Source organism: Streptomyces roseirectus (assembly GCF_014489635.1).
GTDB lineage: Bacteria > Actinomycetota > Actinomycetes > Streptomycetales > Streptomycetaceae > Streptomyces > Streptomyces roseirectus.
Window position 1 is genome coordinate 9,326,031 of record NZ_CP060828.1, and the last position, 18,531, is coordinate 9,344,561.

At 74.1% G+C, this 18,531-nt stretch carries 3 protein-coding genes; all 3 read right to left on the minus strand.

Features of this window, described 5'->3' with window-relative positions; genetic code table 11:
* Nucleotides 1-16: 16 nt before the first annotated feature.
* The 3 genes from IAG44_RS40155 to IAG44_RS40165 all read right to left on the minus strand — a co-directional run bounded on the left by IAG44_RS40155 (nucleotide 17) and on the right by IAG44_RS40165 (nucleotide 18,394).
* A complete protein-coding gene (locus IAG44_RS40155; protein ID WP_187751943.1) occupies nucleotides 17-3,409 on the minus strand; it encodes an amino acid adenylation domain-containing protein in 3,393 nt (1,130 codons plus the stop codon).
* A complete protein-coding gene (locus IAG44_RS40160) occupies nucleotides 3,406-17,496 on the minus strand; it encodes an SDR family NAD(P)-dependent oxidoreductase (RefSeq protein ID WP_187751944.1) in 14,091 nt (4,696 codons plus the stop codon). Before IAG44_RS40160 ends, IAG44_RS40155 begins: the two co-directional genes overlap by 4 nt.
* Nucleotides 17,497-17,782: 286 nt before the next feature.
* A complete protein-coding gene (locus tag IAG44_RS40165) occupies nucleotides 17,783-18,394 on the minus strand; it encodes a DUF6417 family protein (protein WP_187751945.1) in 612 nt (203 codons plus the stop codon).
* Nucleotides 18,395-18,531 lie beyond the last annotated feature (137 nt).

The window sequence follows — 18,531 nt, forward strand, 5'->3', positions numbered from 1 at the left end:
GATCGGACGGAGCAGGTCACGGCCGGCGCCGCTTGCGGTCCCGGCGCCCGGCCAGCGCCGACACGTCCCGCGGACGCCGGGGCCGCACCGCATCGGACGCCTCCCCGGCGACGTGCGCGGCCATCGCCCGGACCGTCGGACGGCCGAACATGTCGAGCCGGGTCACCGCCAGCCCCAGCCGCTCCCGCAGCGCCGCCACCACGGACGTCAGCCGCAGCGAGTCCCCGCCCGCGTCGAAGAAGTTGTCCTCGGCCCCGACCCGCTCCAGCCCCAGCACCTCGCACCAGATCCCGGCGATCCGCCGCTCGAGATCCGTGCGGACGGCGGCTGTCGGGCCCTTCGCGGTGTCGGGGCGCGGCAGCGCACCCCGGTCGACCTTGCCGTTCGGCGTGAGCGGCAGCCCCGGCAGCGCGACGACGGCCGACGGCACCATGTACGCGGGCAGCCGCTCGGCGAGCGCGCCCCGCAGCACACCCCCGTCGGGCACGCCGGTCACATACCCGATGAGCCTGCGCTCACCGGGCCGGTCCTCGCGCACGACCGCCACCGCACCCCGCACGCCCGGGAGTCGACGCAGCGCCGACTCGACCTCGCCCAGCTCGATCCGGAACCCGTTCAGCTTCACCAGACCGTCGATCCGCTCCAGGTACACGAGCCGCCCGTCGGGCAGGTGCCGCACCAGGTCGCCGGTGCGGTACGCGCGCCCCCTGCCGCCTTCAGGGGCCGGGACGAAACGCTCGGTGGTCAGCTCCGGGCGGTGGAGGTAGCCGTCCGCCACCCCGTCGCCGGAGAGCAGGAGTTCACCGGGGACACCGGGCGGGACGGGGGTGCCGCGCTCGTCCAGGACGTGGGCGCGGGTGTTGCCGACCGGACGGCCGACGGTGACCTCGGCGCCGGGCTCGACGCGCTCCACGGTCGACCAGATCGTGGTCTCCGTGGGGCCGTACATGTTGAACAGGGCGCCCACCGACGGGGCGAGCCGGGCGGCGAGTTCGGCGGGGAGGGGTTCGCCGCCGCACAGGGCCTTCAGCGCCGGGTCACCCCGCCAGCCCGCCGCGAGCAGCATCTGCCAGGTGGTGGGGGTGGCCTGGAGGACGGTCGGGGCCGCGCGCTCGACGCGCTCACGCAGGGCCACCCCGTCGGCGGCCACCACAGCGGGCAGGATCTCCACGGTGCCGCCCCGCACCAGGGGGAGGTACAGCTCAAGGCCGGCGATGTCGAAGCAGACGGTGGTGAGGGCCAGCAGCGAGTCGGCGGCGGTGAAACCGGGCCTGCGGGCCATCGTCCACAGGAAGTTGACCAGGGCGCGGTGGCCGACCTGGACGCCCTTGGGGAGGCCGGTCGAGCCGGAGGTGTAGATGACGTAGGCGGGGGCGTCCGGGGAGGAAAGATCGACGGGAGGCGCCTCGGACCGGACGGGCGCCTCGCCGACCAGGACCGGGGTCACCGGGAACTCTGCGAGCGCGCCGCCCAACGCCGCGTCCGTCAGCACCAGTTCGGCCCCGGAGTCCTTCAGCATGTGACCGATACGGGCCGGCGGGTAGATCGGGTCGATCGGGACGTACGCGGCCCCCGACCGCAGCACCGCGAGCAGACTGATCAGCAGCTCCGGCGAACGCTCCAGGAAGACGCCCACCAACCGGCCCGGTCCGGCGCCGAGTTCGCACAGGTGCTGCGCCAACCTGCTGGTCGCGTCGTCGAGTTCGCCGTACGTCACCTCACGGCCCTCGAAACGGACGGCGACGGCGTCCGGGGAGGCGTCCGCGACGTTGCCGATGAGCGAGGTCACGGTGGCGCGGCGCGGATACTCCTCGTCGGTGTCGTTCCACTTGCCGTGCACCAGACGGCGTTCCTCGTCGTCCAGCAACGAGACGGTGGCCAGGGGGCGTTGGGGCTCGTCGGCGATCCCGTCGAGGAACAGGGCGTACCGCTCGGCGAGCCACGCGGCGTGGGCGCGGGTCACGAAGCGGACGGTGCCGGTGGCGTCGATACGGACGGTCAGCGGGCGGTCGGCGTCGGTGTCGTCGTCGAGGGCGATCGCGACGGGCAGCGTCGTCGCGGCGAGCCCCGGATGGCGCAGGGGGAGGTCTCTGCGGTGCGGGGTCGTCGAGTGGAGGCGGTCCAGTTCGGCGCCGACGCGCGCGGTGAGGTCGGAGAGGGTCCCGGAAAGGGGGTTCTCCGGGATGTTCAGGGGGAGTTCGGGGGCCAGGACGAGTGCCGCCGCCGGGTTCGGGGCGGGTGGGGCCGAGACCGCCACGGTGTGTTCGCCGCCCCGGGTGAGGCGGGTGAGGAACGCCAGGACGGCGGCGACGGCGGTCCGCCGGGGGTCGCCGGTGAGGCTCGCGGGCAGCGGGACCGGGCCCGCCGGACGGTTCGCCGGGCGCAACTCGCCCAGCCTGGGCGGGAGTACGGGCTGCCGCGACTCCCACGCCCGCAGCCAGCGCGCCTCACGCCGGTGCGCGGCCCGCGACGCCCGCACCAGGTCGGCCACCGCGTCCTCGGACAGGTGCGGGAAACGGCCGTCCAACGCGCTGGCCAGGACGGGGAGTTCGAGGGGTTCGCCGGTCAGGGCGGCCAGGCCGGTGAGGCGGACGTCGCGGTCGCCGGCCGCGACCGTGAGGGCGTCCGGGGTGACGTCGACGATCGTGCCGGGGGACGCCGTCGACTCCTGATCGGTGACCTCGACCGCCCGGACGGCCACCAGGCCCTCGCCGGTCGCCAGCAGGGCCGTGCCGAAGTCGTTGCGGCGCCTGCCGAACGCGGTCGCGCGGACCAACGCGTCGATTCGTGCGGCAGGTTGGCGCCAGTCGAGGACGCCGCCGCGCGGCGGGCCGTCGTAGCGGCCGTGGTAGGTGCGCAGGCTCATGTCCTGCGGGGTGCGGACGGCCGTGCCCGCCGCCAGCTCGTCGACCAGCTCGGCGAAGGACTCGACGCCGGCGTCGAAGCAGGCGACGTCCAGATCGTGGACGGTGGCCGCCGGGGGCACCGGGACGGGGCGCTGCTTGAGCAGGTCGCCCGTGTCGGCCTCGCGGTTCATCACGTGCCAGGTGACGCCGTGTTCCCGCGCCCCCTCCAGGACGGCCCAGCTCGTCGCGTAGAGACCGGCGTGCCTCGGGAGCGGGCCGTCGTGGAAGTTGACGGGGAGCCTGCCCGGCAGCGCCAGGATCTCCTCGGGGAGCATGCGGAGGTTGGCGATGCTGAACAGGTAGTCGAAGGTGAGGGGCCGGAGTCGGTCCGCGAGATCCCGGCCGAACTCCACAGCGGGCAGGCCCTCGTTCTCCGCCCACGCCAGCAGGTCGGGCGTGGGGGAGACGACGGCGGCGACAGTGTGGCCCCGGGCCAGCAGGACGCGCGTGCACTCGACGAGAAGGGCTTCCTCGCCGACGACCACACAGGTGAACGGCTTCATCGCGCGCCCCCTTCGGACTCGCCCTGCTGGGCGAGGAGTTCGGCCAGCAGTTCGTCAACGGCTTCGTCGGAGAGGCCCGCGACGAGGCGTTCGGCGTCGTCCAGGGGCGGTGCCTCGGGCCGGAAGTGGTCGGCGAGTTGGCGGATGGTGATGCGCTCGAACAGCAGCGTCGCCGGCTGGGGGCCGTACACCGCTTCCAGGGCGCGGGTGAGTTCCAGGACGACCAGGGAGTCCACGCCGTAGTGCTCGAAGGTGAGGTCGGGGTCGAGGTGTTCCGGCGCCATCTCCAGGACGGCGGCGAACACGGCGGTGACCTGGGGGAGTTGGTCGGTGGCGGTGGTCTCGGTGGTGGCGGTGGCGGTCTCGGGCGTGACGGCTGCTGCGGTGACGTCCTGCGCGGCGGGTGCCTTGTTCGCGGGCACCCCGCGCTCCACCACCCCGTCGCTCACCGCCGCGATGACGCTCTGGAACGCCGGCCCCGCCTCACTCACCGGCGCCCCCACGCTGATCCCCGTGAACCCGCACGCGGCGAGCACGTCCCGCCACTGCCGCTCGCTCGCCAGCGGCGAGCCCGGCATCCGCTGCTCGGCGTCCGAGAACAGCCACCACCCCGACGTCAGCCCGAAGATCAGCGCGAGCTGGCTGCGGGGCCGTGTCCCCTCGACCGCGAGCAGCGCCCCGCCCCGCCGCAGCAGCCCCTTGGCCCGCGTCAGCGTGTCGGACAGGCGCCGGGTCGCGTGGAGCACGTTGGTGCCGAGGACGACGTCGTACGCGCCGGACGGCTCCCCGGCCTCGATGTCCAGCACCTCGAACCGGACGAACGGATACCGCTCCCCGAACCGGCCGGCGGCCTTGCGGACGAACGCCGGGGACACGTCGGTGAACATGTACTCGACCGCGTCCCCGTACGGCGCGAGCGCGGCGAGCACGGCGGCCGTCGTCCCGCCCGTCCCCGCACCCACCTCCAGGACACGCACCGTGCCGTCACCCCGGCGGGCCTGCACCTGCTCCACGACGAGCCGGGCCACCTCGGCGTTGCACCGGTCGGTGACCGGGTCACCCCGGTAGACGGCGGCCACCCGCTCGGTCGAACCGTCGGGGAACAGGACCTCCATGGCCGACCGGCGCCCGGTGAGGATGTCCGGCAGCGCGGCGAGACAGTCGGCCAGCAGCGTCACGACCGGCCCGAGAGCCGGGTGACGGTCCGTCAAACGGGCCATCGCCGCGAGGAGTTCCACCTCCGACTCGACCGCACGGCCATCAAGCCCCGCCGCCTCGACGATCCCGAGCTGCACCGCGAACAACTCCCGGTGCTCCGCCACCACGTGGCCCGCGTCGGTCAGCCCCGCGCGCCGCAGCACCACCGCTAGCAGCCGCTCCGCCAGCGCCTCGGCCTCGGCCACCGCCCGCTGGTGCGCGGCGAGTTCGGGATCCGACCCGGCCGGGAACCGCACCTCGGGCAGCGCGCCCGCCCCCTCGCCGGGCAGTAGCCGCAGCGTACGGCCGGCGTCGATCCCGAGGTGGTCCAGGATCGCCCGGTCCGCGTCCAGCGCGAACACCTGCGCGAGCCCGGCCCCGAGCGTCCGTTCCACCACCGTCATGCCCCGCTCGGCGCTCAACGGCCGGATCCCGGCGGCCTCGAACCGGCGCAGGACCCGCTCCCGCCCGGCGTCCCCGCCCGCGTGCCAGTACCCGAGGTTGAGCACCCGCACCGGGAACGGCAGCTCCCGGCCCGCGTGCCGGACGTACGCGTCGGCGAACGCGCAGCCCGCCGCGTACCCCGCCTGCCCGTGATTGCCCTCGAAGGTCACGCCGGAGGAGAAGAACAGGGCGAAGTCCAGCGGCAGTTCACGCACCGCGCGCAGCAACGCCCAGGCCGTACCGGTCTTCACCTCCAGCGCGGCCCGCAACTCGCCCTCCGACAGCTCCCGCAGCACCCGTTCGACGAGGACCATCGCCGCGTTGAACACCCCGTGCAGCGCGCCGAACTCCCGCACGGCGAGATCGACGGCGCCCCCGAGCGCGACCGGATCGGTGGCGTCCACCGCGAGGTAGCGCACCTCGCCGCCCGCCTTCTCCCACTCCGCGACCGCCTGCCGCCGGGCCTCGTCGAGCGGGGAACGCCCGACGACGACCAGCTTCGCCCCGTACGACCGGGCCAGGTGCAGGCACAGGTCCCGGCCGACCGTGCCGAACCCGCCGACGACCAGATAGACACCGCCCTGCCTCAACACCGGCCCCGTCACGGGCAGTTCGACCCGCTCCAGAGTCCGCACCCGGCGCACCCCGCCCCGCAGGGACACCGGCACCGGCTTCGCCGGGAACGGCTCGGCGACGATCGCGTCCGCGACCTGCCCCGCCTCCCCGGCCCGCACGTCGACCAGCGCGACGCCGAGCCCCGGGAACTCCTTCGCCGCGACGGCCGCGATCCCGGCCAGCCCCGCGCCCCACGGCGACGACGCGTCGCCGTCCTCCAGCGGATACGTGTCGGTGGTGACGACCTTCAGGCGCACACCCCGCTCCAGCGCCCCCGACCGGTCGAGCGCCCGCACGAGCCGGTACAGGGCGACGGGCCCCTGGTCCGCCAACTCCCGCAGCCGCGCCCGGTCCTGGGGCTCGGTCGCCGGCGCCGCCCCGAAGAAGTACACGAGGTCGGGGGTGCCGATCTCGGCGTCCGCGAAGTCGACCGGGACACGGCGGACGTCCGCGCCGGGATGCAACTCGGCGACGGGGTCACCGACATACAGCACACTGCGCGGCGCCCGCGCGCGGCCCTCGGCGGGCCGGGGCGTCCACACCGGCCGGTGCACGATCACGCCGGACGGCTTCGCCTCCCGGTACGACAGGCCCGCGAAACGCACGCGCACCGCGCCCGAGTCGTCGCACAGCAGCACCTCGCAGCGGTCGGGACCGGTCTCCCGGACGTACGACCAGCCGCTGTCGGGCACCGGCCCGAACACGTCGACCCGGTCCGCCGCGAACGGCAGCATCGGGCGCTCCCGCCGGACCAGCAGGGCGGCGTAGGTGTGCAGGGCGGCGTCGAGAACGCCCGGGTGCAGGGCGTGAGTTGAGGTGTCGTCCATGGCGTCGATCCGGCCCAGGACCTCGCTGTCGCCGGTCCACACCTGCCGCACGCGGCGGAAGAACGGGCCGTAGGGGAGGCCCTGTCGGGCGAGTGCCCCGTAGAAGTCGTCGGCGCTGACGTCGAGTTGGGTACGCAGGGCGTTGGTGTCGAGTGGGGCGGGCCGCTCGGCGGCGTCGGTGAGGCGGCCGGTGGAGCGGACGGTGCCGTCGGCGCCCAGGACGTCGTAGCGGGCGCCGTCGAAGGCGACGGTCACGTTCTCGGCGGGGCCGGTGACCGTCAGGGGGGTGACCCAGCGGACGTCCGTGAAGGCGCGGCCGGTGAGTCCGCCATCGCCGACCGCTTCTGCGACGAGGTTCAGGTGGCCGACGCCGGGGAGGATGGGGCGGCCGTCCACGACGTGGTCGCGCAGGACGGGGGCGTCGGGGGAGAGGCGGTGGCGCCAAGGGGCGCTGGGGGTTGAGTGATGGGGTGTGCCGACGGAGAGGCGTCCAGGCGTGCCCGTGCTCGTGTCCGTCCCGACCTCCAGCCAGTGCCGCACCCGTGCGAACGGGTACGTCGGCAGCGGCACCCGGCGGCGCGCGGCGGGCCGCAGCCGCTCCAGGAGGTCCCAGTCGACGGTGACCCCGGAGACCCACATCCGCCCGAGCAGATCGTCCGCGCCCGCCTCGATCTGCGCCGCGAGGAACGCGTCCGCGCCGGCGCCCGACGTCAACAGGTCGGCCAGCGGCGGGTGTTGACCGACGCGCCCGCGGTGCAGCCACTGCCCGCCCTCGCCGCGCCCGGCCGCCGCCAGCTTCTCGGCGGCGTCGGCGAGGTCCACCGCGACGAACGCCAGCCGCTCCGCGAGCGGTTCACGCCCGACGCGCAGGGTGTGGGCGACGTCGGCGAGGCGAGGGGCGTCGGCGACCGCGCGGCTCAACTCGGCCGCGTAGACCCGCAGTCGCTCCTCGTCGCGGGCCGAGAGCACGATCAGCTCACGCCCGTCGACGGCACCGGCGGGTTCGGGGGCCACGTACTCCTCCAGGATCACGTGCGCGTTGGTGCCGCCCGCGCCGAAGGAACTCACGGCGGCCCGGCGCGGCCCGTCGCCCGAGTGCCAGGCGGACAGCTCGCGCTGGACCCGGAACGGAGAACTCGCGAAGTCGATGACCGGGTTCAACTCCTCGGCGTGCAGCGACGGCAGCAACGTGCCGTGCCGCAGCTGGAGCACGGCCTTCGTGAGCCCGGCGATGCCCGCCGCGCCCTCCAGATGGCCGATGTTCGACTTCACCGAACCAAGCGCGCAGAACCCGGTGTCGGCGGTGTGCCTGCCGAACGCCTGGGCCAGCGCGGTGTGTTCGACGGGGTCGCCCAGCGCGGTCCCGGTGCCGTGCGCCTCGACGCAGCCGACCGTGCGGGCGTCGATGCCGGCCGAGGCCAGCACCTGTTCCACCAACGCCTGTTGGGCCTGCGGGTTGGGCACGGTGTAACCGCTGGTGCGGCCACCGTGGTTGACGCCGGTCGCCCGGATCACCGCGTGCACCGTGTCCCCGTCGCGCACCGCGTCCGACAGCCGCTTCAGCAGCACCGCGCCGACGCCCTCGCCGGGCACGTACCCGGTACCGCCCGCGCCGAAGGCCCGGCAGCGGCCGTCGTCCGACAGCATCGACTTCGCCGCGAGGTGCACGTACCTGTCCGGGTGGACGGCGACGTTCACACCGCCCGCGAGCGCGTACGCGCACTCGCCGCGCCGGATGCTCTCGCACGCCTGGTGCACGGCCACGAGGGACGCGGAGCACGCGGTGTCGACCACCACGCTCGGGCCCCTGAAGTCCCCGAAGAACGACACCTGGTTGGCGATCGACGACCGGTTCGCCAGCACCGTCTGGGGGTTGCCGCGCGCGGTCTCGGCGGCGCCGAGGATCGCGTAGTCGTCCCACATCACCCCGACGAACACCCCGACGTCGTGCCCCTGCCCGCCGAAGCGCGGCGCCGGGATCCGGGACGGCGGATAGCCCGCGTTCTCCAGCGCCGCCCACGCGGTCTGGAGGAACAGCCGCTCCTGGGGGTCCATCGTGCGGGCCTGTTTGGGTGAGATCTGGAAGAAGAGGGAGTCGAAGCAGTCGACGTCCGAGAGGAAGCCGCCCCAACGGCTGTTGGTCAGGCCGGAGTCGGCCAGGGCCGAGGCGTCCCAGCGGTCGGCGGGGACCTCGGTCACACAGTCCCGGCCCTCGGCGAGGTTGCGCCAGAACTGGTCGAGGGTGTCGGCCTGGGGGTAACGGCCGCTGATGCCGATGACGGCGATCGGGTCGTCGTCGGGACGGTGAACGGGGGCCGGAACAGGGGAAGTTGTGGGCTTCGGTTGAGGTTGCTCGACGGTTGCGGGTTCCGCGACGGTCGCCGGGAACAGACGTTCCACCGCGTCCGGATGCTCCGTGAGGATGTGGTCCGCGAGTTCGTCGACCGTCCGGCACTCGAAGAACACCGTGCCGCGCAGGCCCGGAAAGTCCTTGCCCAGCAGGGAGTTGGACTCCATCACGAGCACCGAGTCGAGGCCGTAGTCGTCCAGGGGGACGCGGCTGTCGAGACGGCCCGTGGACAGCTTGAGCACGCCGGCCAGCACGCCGCGCAGGTGCTCGACCAGGCGCTCCCGGCGGGCGGGAGCGGTGGTCCGCGCGGGCGACCGGGGCGCCGCGCCTGCCGATGCCGGGGACGGGGCCGGTGCCGCCGAACCCGCCAACGCCGCGTCCAGCACCGCCGGTTCACCCCACGCCGGCACCAGCCACGGCGCCCCTGCGGCGAGCGCCCGCCGGAACAGTTCGACGCCCTGCGCCGCGTCCAGCGCCCGCATCCCGCTGCGCCGCGTGTACGCCGCCAGCTCCTGCGCGCCGACCATTTCGTCCACGCCGCCGACCGACCACAGGGGCCAGGCCAGCGAGATCCCGCCCCGGCGGGCGGTGTAGGCGTCCGCGAACCGGTTGGCGGTCGCGTAGCTCGCCGCGCCGAAGTCGCCGACCAGGGAGGAGACGGAGGAGAACACGACGAACAGTTCGAGGCCGTCCCCGCGTGTCAGCCGGTCGAGATGCACCAGCCCGTGCGTCTTGGCCGCCAGCACCCGCGCGAACCGCCCCCGGTCCCCGTCGGCCCGCCCGTCGTCGGCGACCCCGGCGAGATGGAACACCCCGTGCAGCACACCGAACCGCTCCCGCGCGGCCCCCAACGCGGCGTCCAGCGAGGCCGGTTCGGTCACGTCCGCCCGCAGCGCCAGCACCTCGGTGCCGAGCGCCCGATGCCAGGCCCGGGTCTCCTCGTCCGGCTCCGAACGGCCGACCAGCACCAGCCGGGCCCCATGCGCACACGCCAACTCCTCGACGAGCACCCGCCCGACGGCCCCGGCGCCACCCGTGACGACGTACACGCCCCCGTCCCGCACGGAAACCCCGGCGCCGCCCTCCCCGGCGAAAGCGCGCAGAGCCCGAACCTCCCGGCCCCCGGCGGCAGTTCGGCGCACATCGAGCCCGGCGGCCCGAGGCGCACCCCGCAGCTCCACCACCACGGCCCGCGCGACCTCGCCCGCCGACGCGCCCTCCGGCACCTCCAGCGTCAGCAGCTCCAGCCGGGGCGCGACCGGCGCCGTGGACCGCGCGAACCCCGCGAACGCCGCCCCCTCGGGACGCCCCTCCCGATACACGACCACACACCGAACCCGCCCCGACCGCACGCCGGTCCGCACGGCGTCCAGCACATCGAGGACCAACGCGCTCAGCCGGTCGAGGAGTTCGGCGGGGGAGAGGGCGTCGTCCGGCTCGCTCATGACGACGACGTCGAGCCCGTCACCGGAAGCGTCACCGAGCGCTTCGGCGCCGACGACGCTCGCCCACACGCCGGCGTCCGTCAACTCGCCGCGCAGCGCCGGGCGTTCACCCAGCACCGCCAGCACAGGGGCGACCTCGCCGGGCTCGGGGTCGGAAGAGGGACGCCAGTACGGCTCGTAGAGCCGGGGCTCCTCCGAAGGAGACATCGACGCCGTCCGTCCCGCGAAGTCCCTGACAGTCAGCAGCACTTCGCCCCGCTCGCCGTACACCGTCACATCGAACCGCCGCACTCCCGCCGACTCACCCACCAGCCGCGCATGAGCCGAACACCCTTCGGACAGTACGCCGAAGACGTCCAGGGACCCCATGCTGAACGGAACGGCCAACTCACCCGAGTCCGACGGCCAGGGCGCGGCCCAGTGGCACGCCCGCAACGCCCCGTCGAGCAACGCCCACGGCTGCCCCGCCCCCAACCGCACCAACGCCTCCCCGGCACCGGCCCGGATCTCCTCGACGACCTGGAACGACGGCCCATAGCCGAACCCGGCCTCGGCATAGTCACGGTAGGCGGCGCCCCGGTCCCGTACCACGGCCAACCGGTCGCGCACGGAGGCGAGTTCGTGGGCGGCGTCCGGCGACCCGGCACCCGCGACCGCGATCCCCCGCGCGTGCGTCCCGCCCTCGCTGTGCACCTCGAACGCGAGATGACCGCCCTCCGGCCGGAACGACACGAACAACTCGAGGGAACCCTCGGCGAGTTCGACGGCCCGCCCCCACACCACGTCCCGCAACGCGTGCCGCACACCCGGCTCGGCCAGCCCGGCGGCGGCCCGCACGAACTCCAGCGTCGCCGCCCCGGCGAACAGCGGCCGCCCCGCGATGACATGGTCGAGCAGCAGCGCGTCGGACGCCCGCAGCGTCTTGCGGAACCGCACCCCGGTGACGGTCGACTCGTTCGCGTCGACCAGCGGATGCGGCGCGGGCGAGCCGAACTCGGCGTCGAGCGGGATCCAGTACGTCTCGTCGGCGAACGGATACAGCGGCGCCCGCGTCCTCCGGAGCCGGCCGGAGTGCAGGGCCGCCCAGTCGACGTCCTCACCGGCCAGCCAGCGGCGGACCGAGTCGTCGACGGCGTCGGGAGCGGCCCCGCCGTCCGCGAACCTCCGTAGCGCGGCGACGAGTTCGGCGCCGTCGGTCACCGTCACCGCGAATCGCGCGTCGAACGCCTCACGGCCGACCTGGGTCGTGAAGCACAGGTCGGCGAGGGGGACCCGCTCGGTCGCGACGAAGTCGGCGGCCCGGTCGGCGTACACGCGCAGCCGCTCCTCGTCCCGCGCCGACAGCAGGAACGACACCGGCTCACCGACACGCTGTTCACCCGCCGGCAGCTCCGTCACCGCGTCGGGGCGCGGCGACTCCTCCAGCACCAGGTGCGCGTTCGCGCCGCCCGCCCCGAAGGAGCTGAGCCCCGCCCGGCGCGGCCCCTCGCCCCCGGGCCAGGCGGACAGTTCGCGCTGGACCCGGAACGGCGAGCGCCCGAAGTCGATGTTGGGGTTCAACTCCCCGGCGTGCAGGGACGGGACGAGCGTCCGGTGCCGGAACTGGAGCAGCACCTTTGTCAGCCCGGCGACCCCGGCCGCCGACTCCAGGTGCCCGATGTTCGACTTCGCCGACCCGATCGGCCAGGTACCGGGCGCCGCGCCGGCCGACGCGTACGCGTTCGTCAGCCCCGTCAGCTCGATCGGGTCGCCGAGACTCGTCCCGGTGCCGTGCGCCTCGACGTAGCCGATCTCCCGGGGCGTGACCCCGGCCGCGCGCAGCGCCGTCGAGACGACCCGCTGCTGGGCGCGCGGGTTCGGGACGCTGTAACCGTTCGTGCGGGCACCGTGGTTGATCGCGCTGCCCAGGATCACCCCGTGGATCCGGTCACCGTCCGCCAGCGCCCGGCGGTACGGCTTGAGCAGCACCGCGCCGACGCCCTCGCCGGGCACGTACCCGGTGCCGCCCGCGCCGAAGGCCCGGCAGCGGCCGTCGTCCGACAGGAAACGGCCCTGACTGAGGAACGCGAACTTGTACGGGTGCACCGACACGTTGACGCCCCCGGCGATCGCCAGCTCGCTCTCGCCCTTGCGCAGGCTCTCGCACGCCAGGTGGATCGCGGTCAGCGACGACGAGCACATCGTGTCCAAAGCCATGCTCGGGCCCGACAGGTCCAGGGCGTGGCTCACCCGGTTGGCGATCGTCGCGAACGACGAACCCGTGAGCGGACGTCCGCCGCGCAGCGCGTCCAGCGCGCCGTGGAACTGGTACTCGCCGTACATCACCCCGACGTACACACCCACCGGACGCCCGGCCAGCTCCGCCCGCCGGTAGCCCGCGTCCTCCAGCAGATGCCAGGCGTTCTGGAGGAACAGCCGCTCCTGAGGGTCCATCAACTCCGCCTGGCGGGGCGAGATCCCGAAGAACAGCGGGTCGAACCGGTCGACATCCCGCAGGAATCCGCCCCACCTGGTGTGCGCGAGGCCGGGGGCCGACGGGTCGGGGTCGTACCAACGGGCGCTGTCCCAGCGGTCCTTGGGGATCTCGGTGATGCTGTCGCGGCCCTCGGAGAGGTTCGCCCAGAACTCGTCGAGGTCGTCGGCGCCGGGGTAGCGGCCGGCGAGACCGACGACGGCGATGGCGTCGTCGGAGTCGGCCGGATCGGTGGTTTCAGCGGGGGTGGTCGGCCTGGTGCGGCGAACTATGCGTGTCGCAGCGGCAGGTGGGGGCTCAGGGGTGCTCTCCTCGCTCAGCTCGCCCGCATGCCGCTCGGCGAAGTAGTCCGCCAGCTCCCCGAGGTTCGTGTACTCGAAGAACAGCGTCTTCGACAGGTTCGCGAAGTGCCGCTCCAGCTCCCGGTTCAGCTTCGTGATCATCAGCGAGTCGATGCCGTACCGCTCGAACGGCGCGTCCTCGTCCAGCTCCGCCGCGTCCAACCCGGTCTCGGCGGCGATGAGTTCACGCAGCAGCTCGACGGCACGGCCCCTGGACGTGTCCCCCGAGACGGCCGGCCGGCGTTCAAGCGAAGGCGCGGGCTCGACGAGCGCGGCCGTGATCCGCCGCACGTCACCGTGCGCGGCGACCACAGCACCCCACACCCCCAACGCCCGCTCGAACAAGGCGAGTCCAGCCTCTGTCGCCAGCACCCCGAACCCGGTGCGCGCGGCGACGTCCGCCGTGTCCTCGGCGCTCTGCCGCATCCCGCCGTCGGCCCACAGCGGCCAGGCGATCGCGGTGATCCGGCCGTGACGCTCGGCGTACGCCTCCAAGGCGGCGTTGGCGTACGCGTAGTCGCTCTGGCCGGGGTTGCCGATGTGCGCGGCGATCGACGAGAAGGCGACGAAGAAGTCGAGCCCGTCGTCGGCGGTCACGGCGTCGAGGGCTTCGAGCCCGCCGAGCTTCGGCGTCACGACGGCCGCGAAGTCCTCGTCCGACTTGGTCAGCGCGAACCCGTCCCGCAGCACACCGGCCGCGTGGACGACACCGCTGAACGGCCCGAACTCGCTGTGCACGGCGATGAGTTGATCCAGGTCGGCGACGTCCGCGCTCCGGTACACCACCCGCTCGTCCAGCCCGGCGGGCCGCTCCCCGCGCCCGACCGCCACGACCCGGACGTCCGCCGCCCGGTCGAGCAGCCACGCGCCGACGATCCGCCCGAGCCCGCCCGCACCGCCCGTCACCAGATACGTGCCACCGTCGCGCACGGCGACCGGCTCCCCCTCGGACGCGGCCTCGACCACCGGCACCCGACGGGTTCCGGTGCGGTAGGAGACCTCCACGTCCCGCCCGTGCCCGGCGAGTTCGCCCGCGAGATCGGCGTCCTCGCCCAGCTCGATCGCCTGGACCTCCAGCAGCGGGTTCTCCGCGCGCACGGTCCGCGCGAACGCGCCGAGCGCGGGATCGTCCCGGTGCGCCAGCAGCACGCGGACGGGGCGAGCCGGCCGATCACTGAGGAGGTCCCGGACGACGCGCAGGGCCTGCTCGGGGCCGGAGCCGTCGGTCAAGTCGACGAGGACGACGTCCGGCACCGATCCGGGCGCGGCCGTCTCGAACCCGAGGCCGGTCAGGAGCGCGCTCAACTCCTCGGCACGTTCGACGGGGGCGACGACCCGTGCGGTGCCGCCGATCTCAACTCCCTTAGCGGGCAAGGGCGTCTCGGCCCACCGCCGCGCCAGCAACGCGGACTCCCGAGCCCCGCCCGGCACCGGTGCGAGGGCATCGCCCCGCCCCAGCACCCGCACCGCGAGATCGTCGAGCCGGGCCAGCACCCGCCCGTGCCCGTCCACCAACGTCACCCGCACCCGCGCGGCCCGCTCGCCCAACTCCCCGGCCACCACGTGAACCCGGCACCCCTCGGTGACCGGCGCGTGCACGACGAGCCCGTCCAGCGCCAACGGCAAGAACCCCGCCGCCGACTCCCCGTAGGCCCGCGCCAGCAGCACGACCACCGCGTGCAACGCCCCGTCCAGCAACGCCGGATTGAGCACCACCCCCTCCAGCGCGGCCCCCTCGTGCAGCTCCAGAACGCCCAGCGCCTCCCCGTCCCCGACCCGCACCTCAGCCAACGCCCGCATCCGGGCCCCGTATTCGAGACCGAGCCCGCGCAGCACGTCGTAGCACTCGGCGTGCCCGACCACGTCCGCGCACCGGTCCGCGACCGGCGTCAGATCGACCGGCGCGCCCGCGTCGACGGGCCCCGCGAGAACCTGACCAGACGTCACCACCGTGTCCCCGTCGGCGAGTTCGAAGCCGACAGCGTTGTTCTCGTCCCACATCCGCACGATCGCCGTCCGTGCCCCCTCCGCGTACGACAGCAGCCGCTCGAAGGAGACCCCGCGCAGCCGCACGGGCCCACCGAGCGCGAGCTGCCCCGCCGCCCGCACCAGCTCGACCTGCCCGGCGGCCGGCATGACCGGCTCCCCGCCCACCAGGTGATCGGCGAGATAGAACTCGGCACCGGTACGGGAGCTGCGGTAGGCGAGGGTGTCGAGCGTCGACACGTTCTCGTCGAGCATCGGATGCGGCCCGGCAGGAACGGCAGCCGAACCGGCGCCAGCCGAACCAGCCGCAGAAGACCCGGAGTTGACAGACCCCGCACCCTCGCCCCCCGGCGCCTCCAGCCAGCAGCGTCGCCCCTCGAACGGATACGTCGGCAGCGGAACCCGCCCGCGCTCCTCCCCCTCGAACCAGGCCGCCCAGTCGACTCCCGCGCCCGCCTGCCAGGCCCGCGCCACCCCCTCCCACGGCCCGTCGCCCACCCCGAGCGCGACCCCGCGCACCTCGTCGAGCGCACCCCGCACCGGAATCCGCGCACGCCGCGCCTCACCCGTCCCGCTCACCGCGTCCTCGAGGGACAGCGCGCCCGTGACACAGGCGGCCAGCCGCGCCGCGCCCCCGTCGCCGTGCACCGCGACCGGCGTGACACCCCAGTCCAGCCACAGCTTGCCCAGCGCGTACTGCACGGCGAACGCCTCGCCCGCCCCCGCATCGCGCGCGGCCTCGTGGTACCCGGTGAACGCGGGCTCCACGGCACCCCACTTCCGCGCCAGCTCCGCCGCGCCGGGCACCTCCTCGGCGAACACGAACGACACCTCACCGCCGCCGGGCCGCTCCGGAGCGGGCGCTGTCCGCAGCGCCTCGGCGAGCGCGGCCCGGTCGGAGCCGGTGACCGCGAGCCGGTACTCGTGCGCGCGCCGGCCCACCGCCAGCGTGTACGCGACGTCGGCGAGCGGGGCACCGTCGTCGCCGTCGAGATGGCCGGCGAGGTTCGCGGCGGCCGTGGCCAGCGCGGTCGGCGTCCGCGCCGACACCACGAGGACCTGCGACGGCCGTGAGGCGCCCGTCGCCGGGAGCGGCGGGGCCTCCTCCACAACGGCGTGCGCGTTGGTGCCGCCGATGCCGAACGAGCTGACGCCCGCGCGCAGCGGCCCGTCACCCGTCCACGGGACGGTGTCCGAGCTCACCTTGAACGGGCCCGCCGCGAAGTCGATCGCCGGGTTCGCGGACGTGTGGTGGAGCGTCGGCACCAGCGTGCGGTGCCTCAGCATCAGCGCCGTCTTGATCAGCCCCGCGACCCCGGCCGCCGCGTCCAGGTGACCGACGTTCGACTTCACCGAACCGATCGCGCAGAACCCGGTGTCGGCGGTCGTGTCCCTGAACGCCCTCGTCAGCGCCGACACTTCGACGGGGTCGCCGAGCCGGGTCGCGGTGCCGTGCGCCTCGACGTACCCGATCGTGCGCGGGTCGACGCCGGACACGGTGTGCGCCTCGCGGATCACCGCCGCCTGACCGGCCGCGCCGGGAGCCGCGAAACTCACCTTGCCCGAGCCGTCGTTGTTCGTCGCCGTGCCCTTGATGACCGCGTACACCGTGTCCCGGTCGGCGAGCGCGTCCCGCAGCGGCTTGAGGACGACGACTCCGACGCCGTTGCCGAGAACGGTGCCGCTCGCGTCCGCGTCGAACGTCCGCACGTGCCCGTCCCGGGAGAGGATCGCCCCCTCCTCGTACAAGTACCCCTTCTCCTGGGGCACTTTGACGGTGACGCCGCCCGCGAGCGCGATGTCGCACTCCCCGTTCACCAGTCCCTGGCAGGCCAGGTGGACGGCTACCAGCGACGTCGAACAGGCCGTCTGCACGGCGTAGCTGGGGCCCTTGAGGTCGAGCTTGTACGACAGCCGCGTCGCCAGGTAGTCCTTGTCGTTGCCGACCATGACCGCGAAGTGGTTCGACGTCGTCGTCTGGTCGACGTTGGGCAGCACGTGCCGCTGGAGGTAGGTGTTGACGGCCGCGCCCACGTACACGCTGATCAGGCCGTCGTAGCGGGCCGGGTCGTAGCCGGCGTGCTCCAGCGCGGCGTGGCCCGCCGTCAGCAGGACGCGGTGCTGCGGGTCGGTGATCGCCGCCTCGGCCGGGGTGAACTCGAAGTAGCCCGTGTCGAAGAGGTCGACGTCCGGGATGATCCCGTGGGCCGGGACGTAGGCGGGGTCGTCCAGCAGACGCGCCGGGACGCCGGCCGCCGCCAGTTCGTCGCGGCCGAAGCGGGTGATGCCCTCGCGACCCTCCTTCAGCAGACGCCAGAAGGAGTCGAGGTCGTCGGCGCCGGGGAACCGCCCGGCCATCCCGATGATCGCGACATCCGTCTCGGCCGCCTGGACCTCGTGGCTGCTCACTGGCGCGATCTCCCCTGTTCGTGTGCGGGTGTGCTCGGCTGCGGACGCGGGACGGCGGGGGAGCGGCCCTGGCGCGTGCCGGGCGCTTGCGCGGGCGGGCCGACCTCAGTCGTGGCCTTCAGCGTCGGTGCGGGCGGCGCGCGGCGTCACCACCCAACCGAGTAGAGCCGTCGACGGTCGCGGGCGCGGGGAACCTACTCGATCAGGTGGTTTGAAGAACGTCGACGCAGGTGAGGGCCGCACACCGGGCCCCCGGGGCAGGTCCCGCACCGGTGTGCCCCCGTGATCAGTCCCGCACGCCCCACGCGAGCCCGCGTACCGTCCCGCTGTCCGGGTGGTAACGCACCCCGTACTCCCGGCTGAACCGGTTGGCCTCCGCGCACGAGAACACCGTGGTGCGCAGCGACAGCGCGTACGCCGCCGAGTCGATCTGCTCGGGCGTCAGCGTCAGCAGCCAGCGTTTGTCGGCGAGGCTGAACTGGGCCGCCGCGACCCGCTCCGCGAGCCCCTTCACCGGCGGCCGGGACAGCTTGTGACCGATGCCGACGAAGACCCGCAGCGTCTCCATCTGGGCCGGCAGCAGCCTCACCAGCCGCTCCCCGGGCGCGGGTTCACGCTGCGCGGGCACCGGCGCCACGGGAGCGAGCGCGTAGACGAGGACGTCCCTGCCGTAGTCGGTGATCCGCAGCGCCCGGGAGACCGACCGGCCCAGCAGCGCGCCGAGTTCCGCACGGGCCCGCGCGTCCGCCGCCTCGACGATGCCCTCCCGCAGAGCGGTCCGCACGGCGTTCCACACGACGTCGGACAACTCGTCGTCCAGCACCCAGCCCTGCCGCTCCGACCGCCAGCCCTCGCGCAGCTCCTGGAGCAACGCGACCCGCTTCTCCGACTGCCTCATACACCACCTCGCCCACTGAGCGTAGTGCGCCGGACACCACAACGTGAGCGGTTACGGAATTCCCGGCGTCCGGTATTTCACGGATCCGCAGGCCCGGACCACCCCGGGGAAGGCGTCCGTCGACGTCTCTTGACTCC

Excerpts from the sequence above, each read along its gene's own strand:
- IAG44_RS40155 (WP_187751943.1), bottom strand. The coding sequence starts at position 3,409 with ATGAAGCCGTTCACCTGTGTGGTCGTCGGCGAGGAAGCCCTTCTCGTC.
- IAG44_RS40165 (WP_187751945.1), bottom strand. The coding sequence starts at position 18,394 with ATGAGGCAGTCGGAGAAGCGGGTCGCGTTGCTCCAGGAGCTGCGCGAG.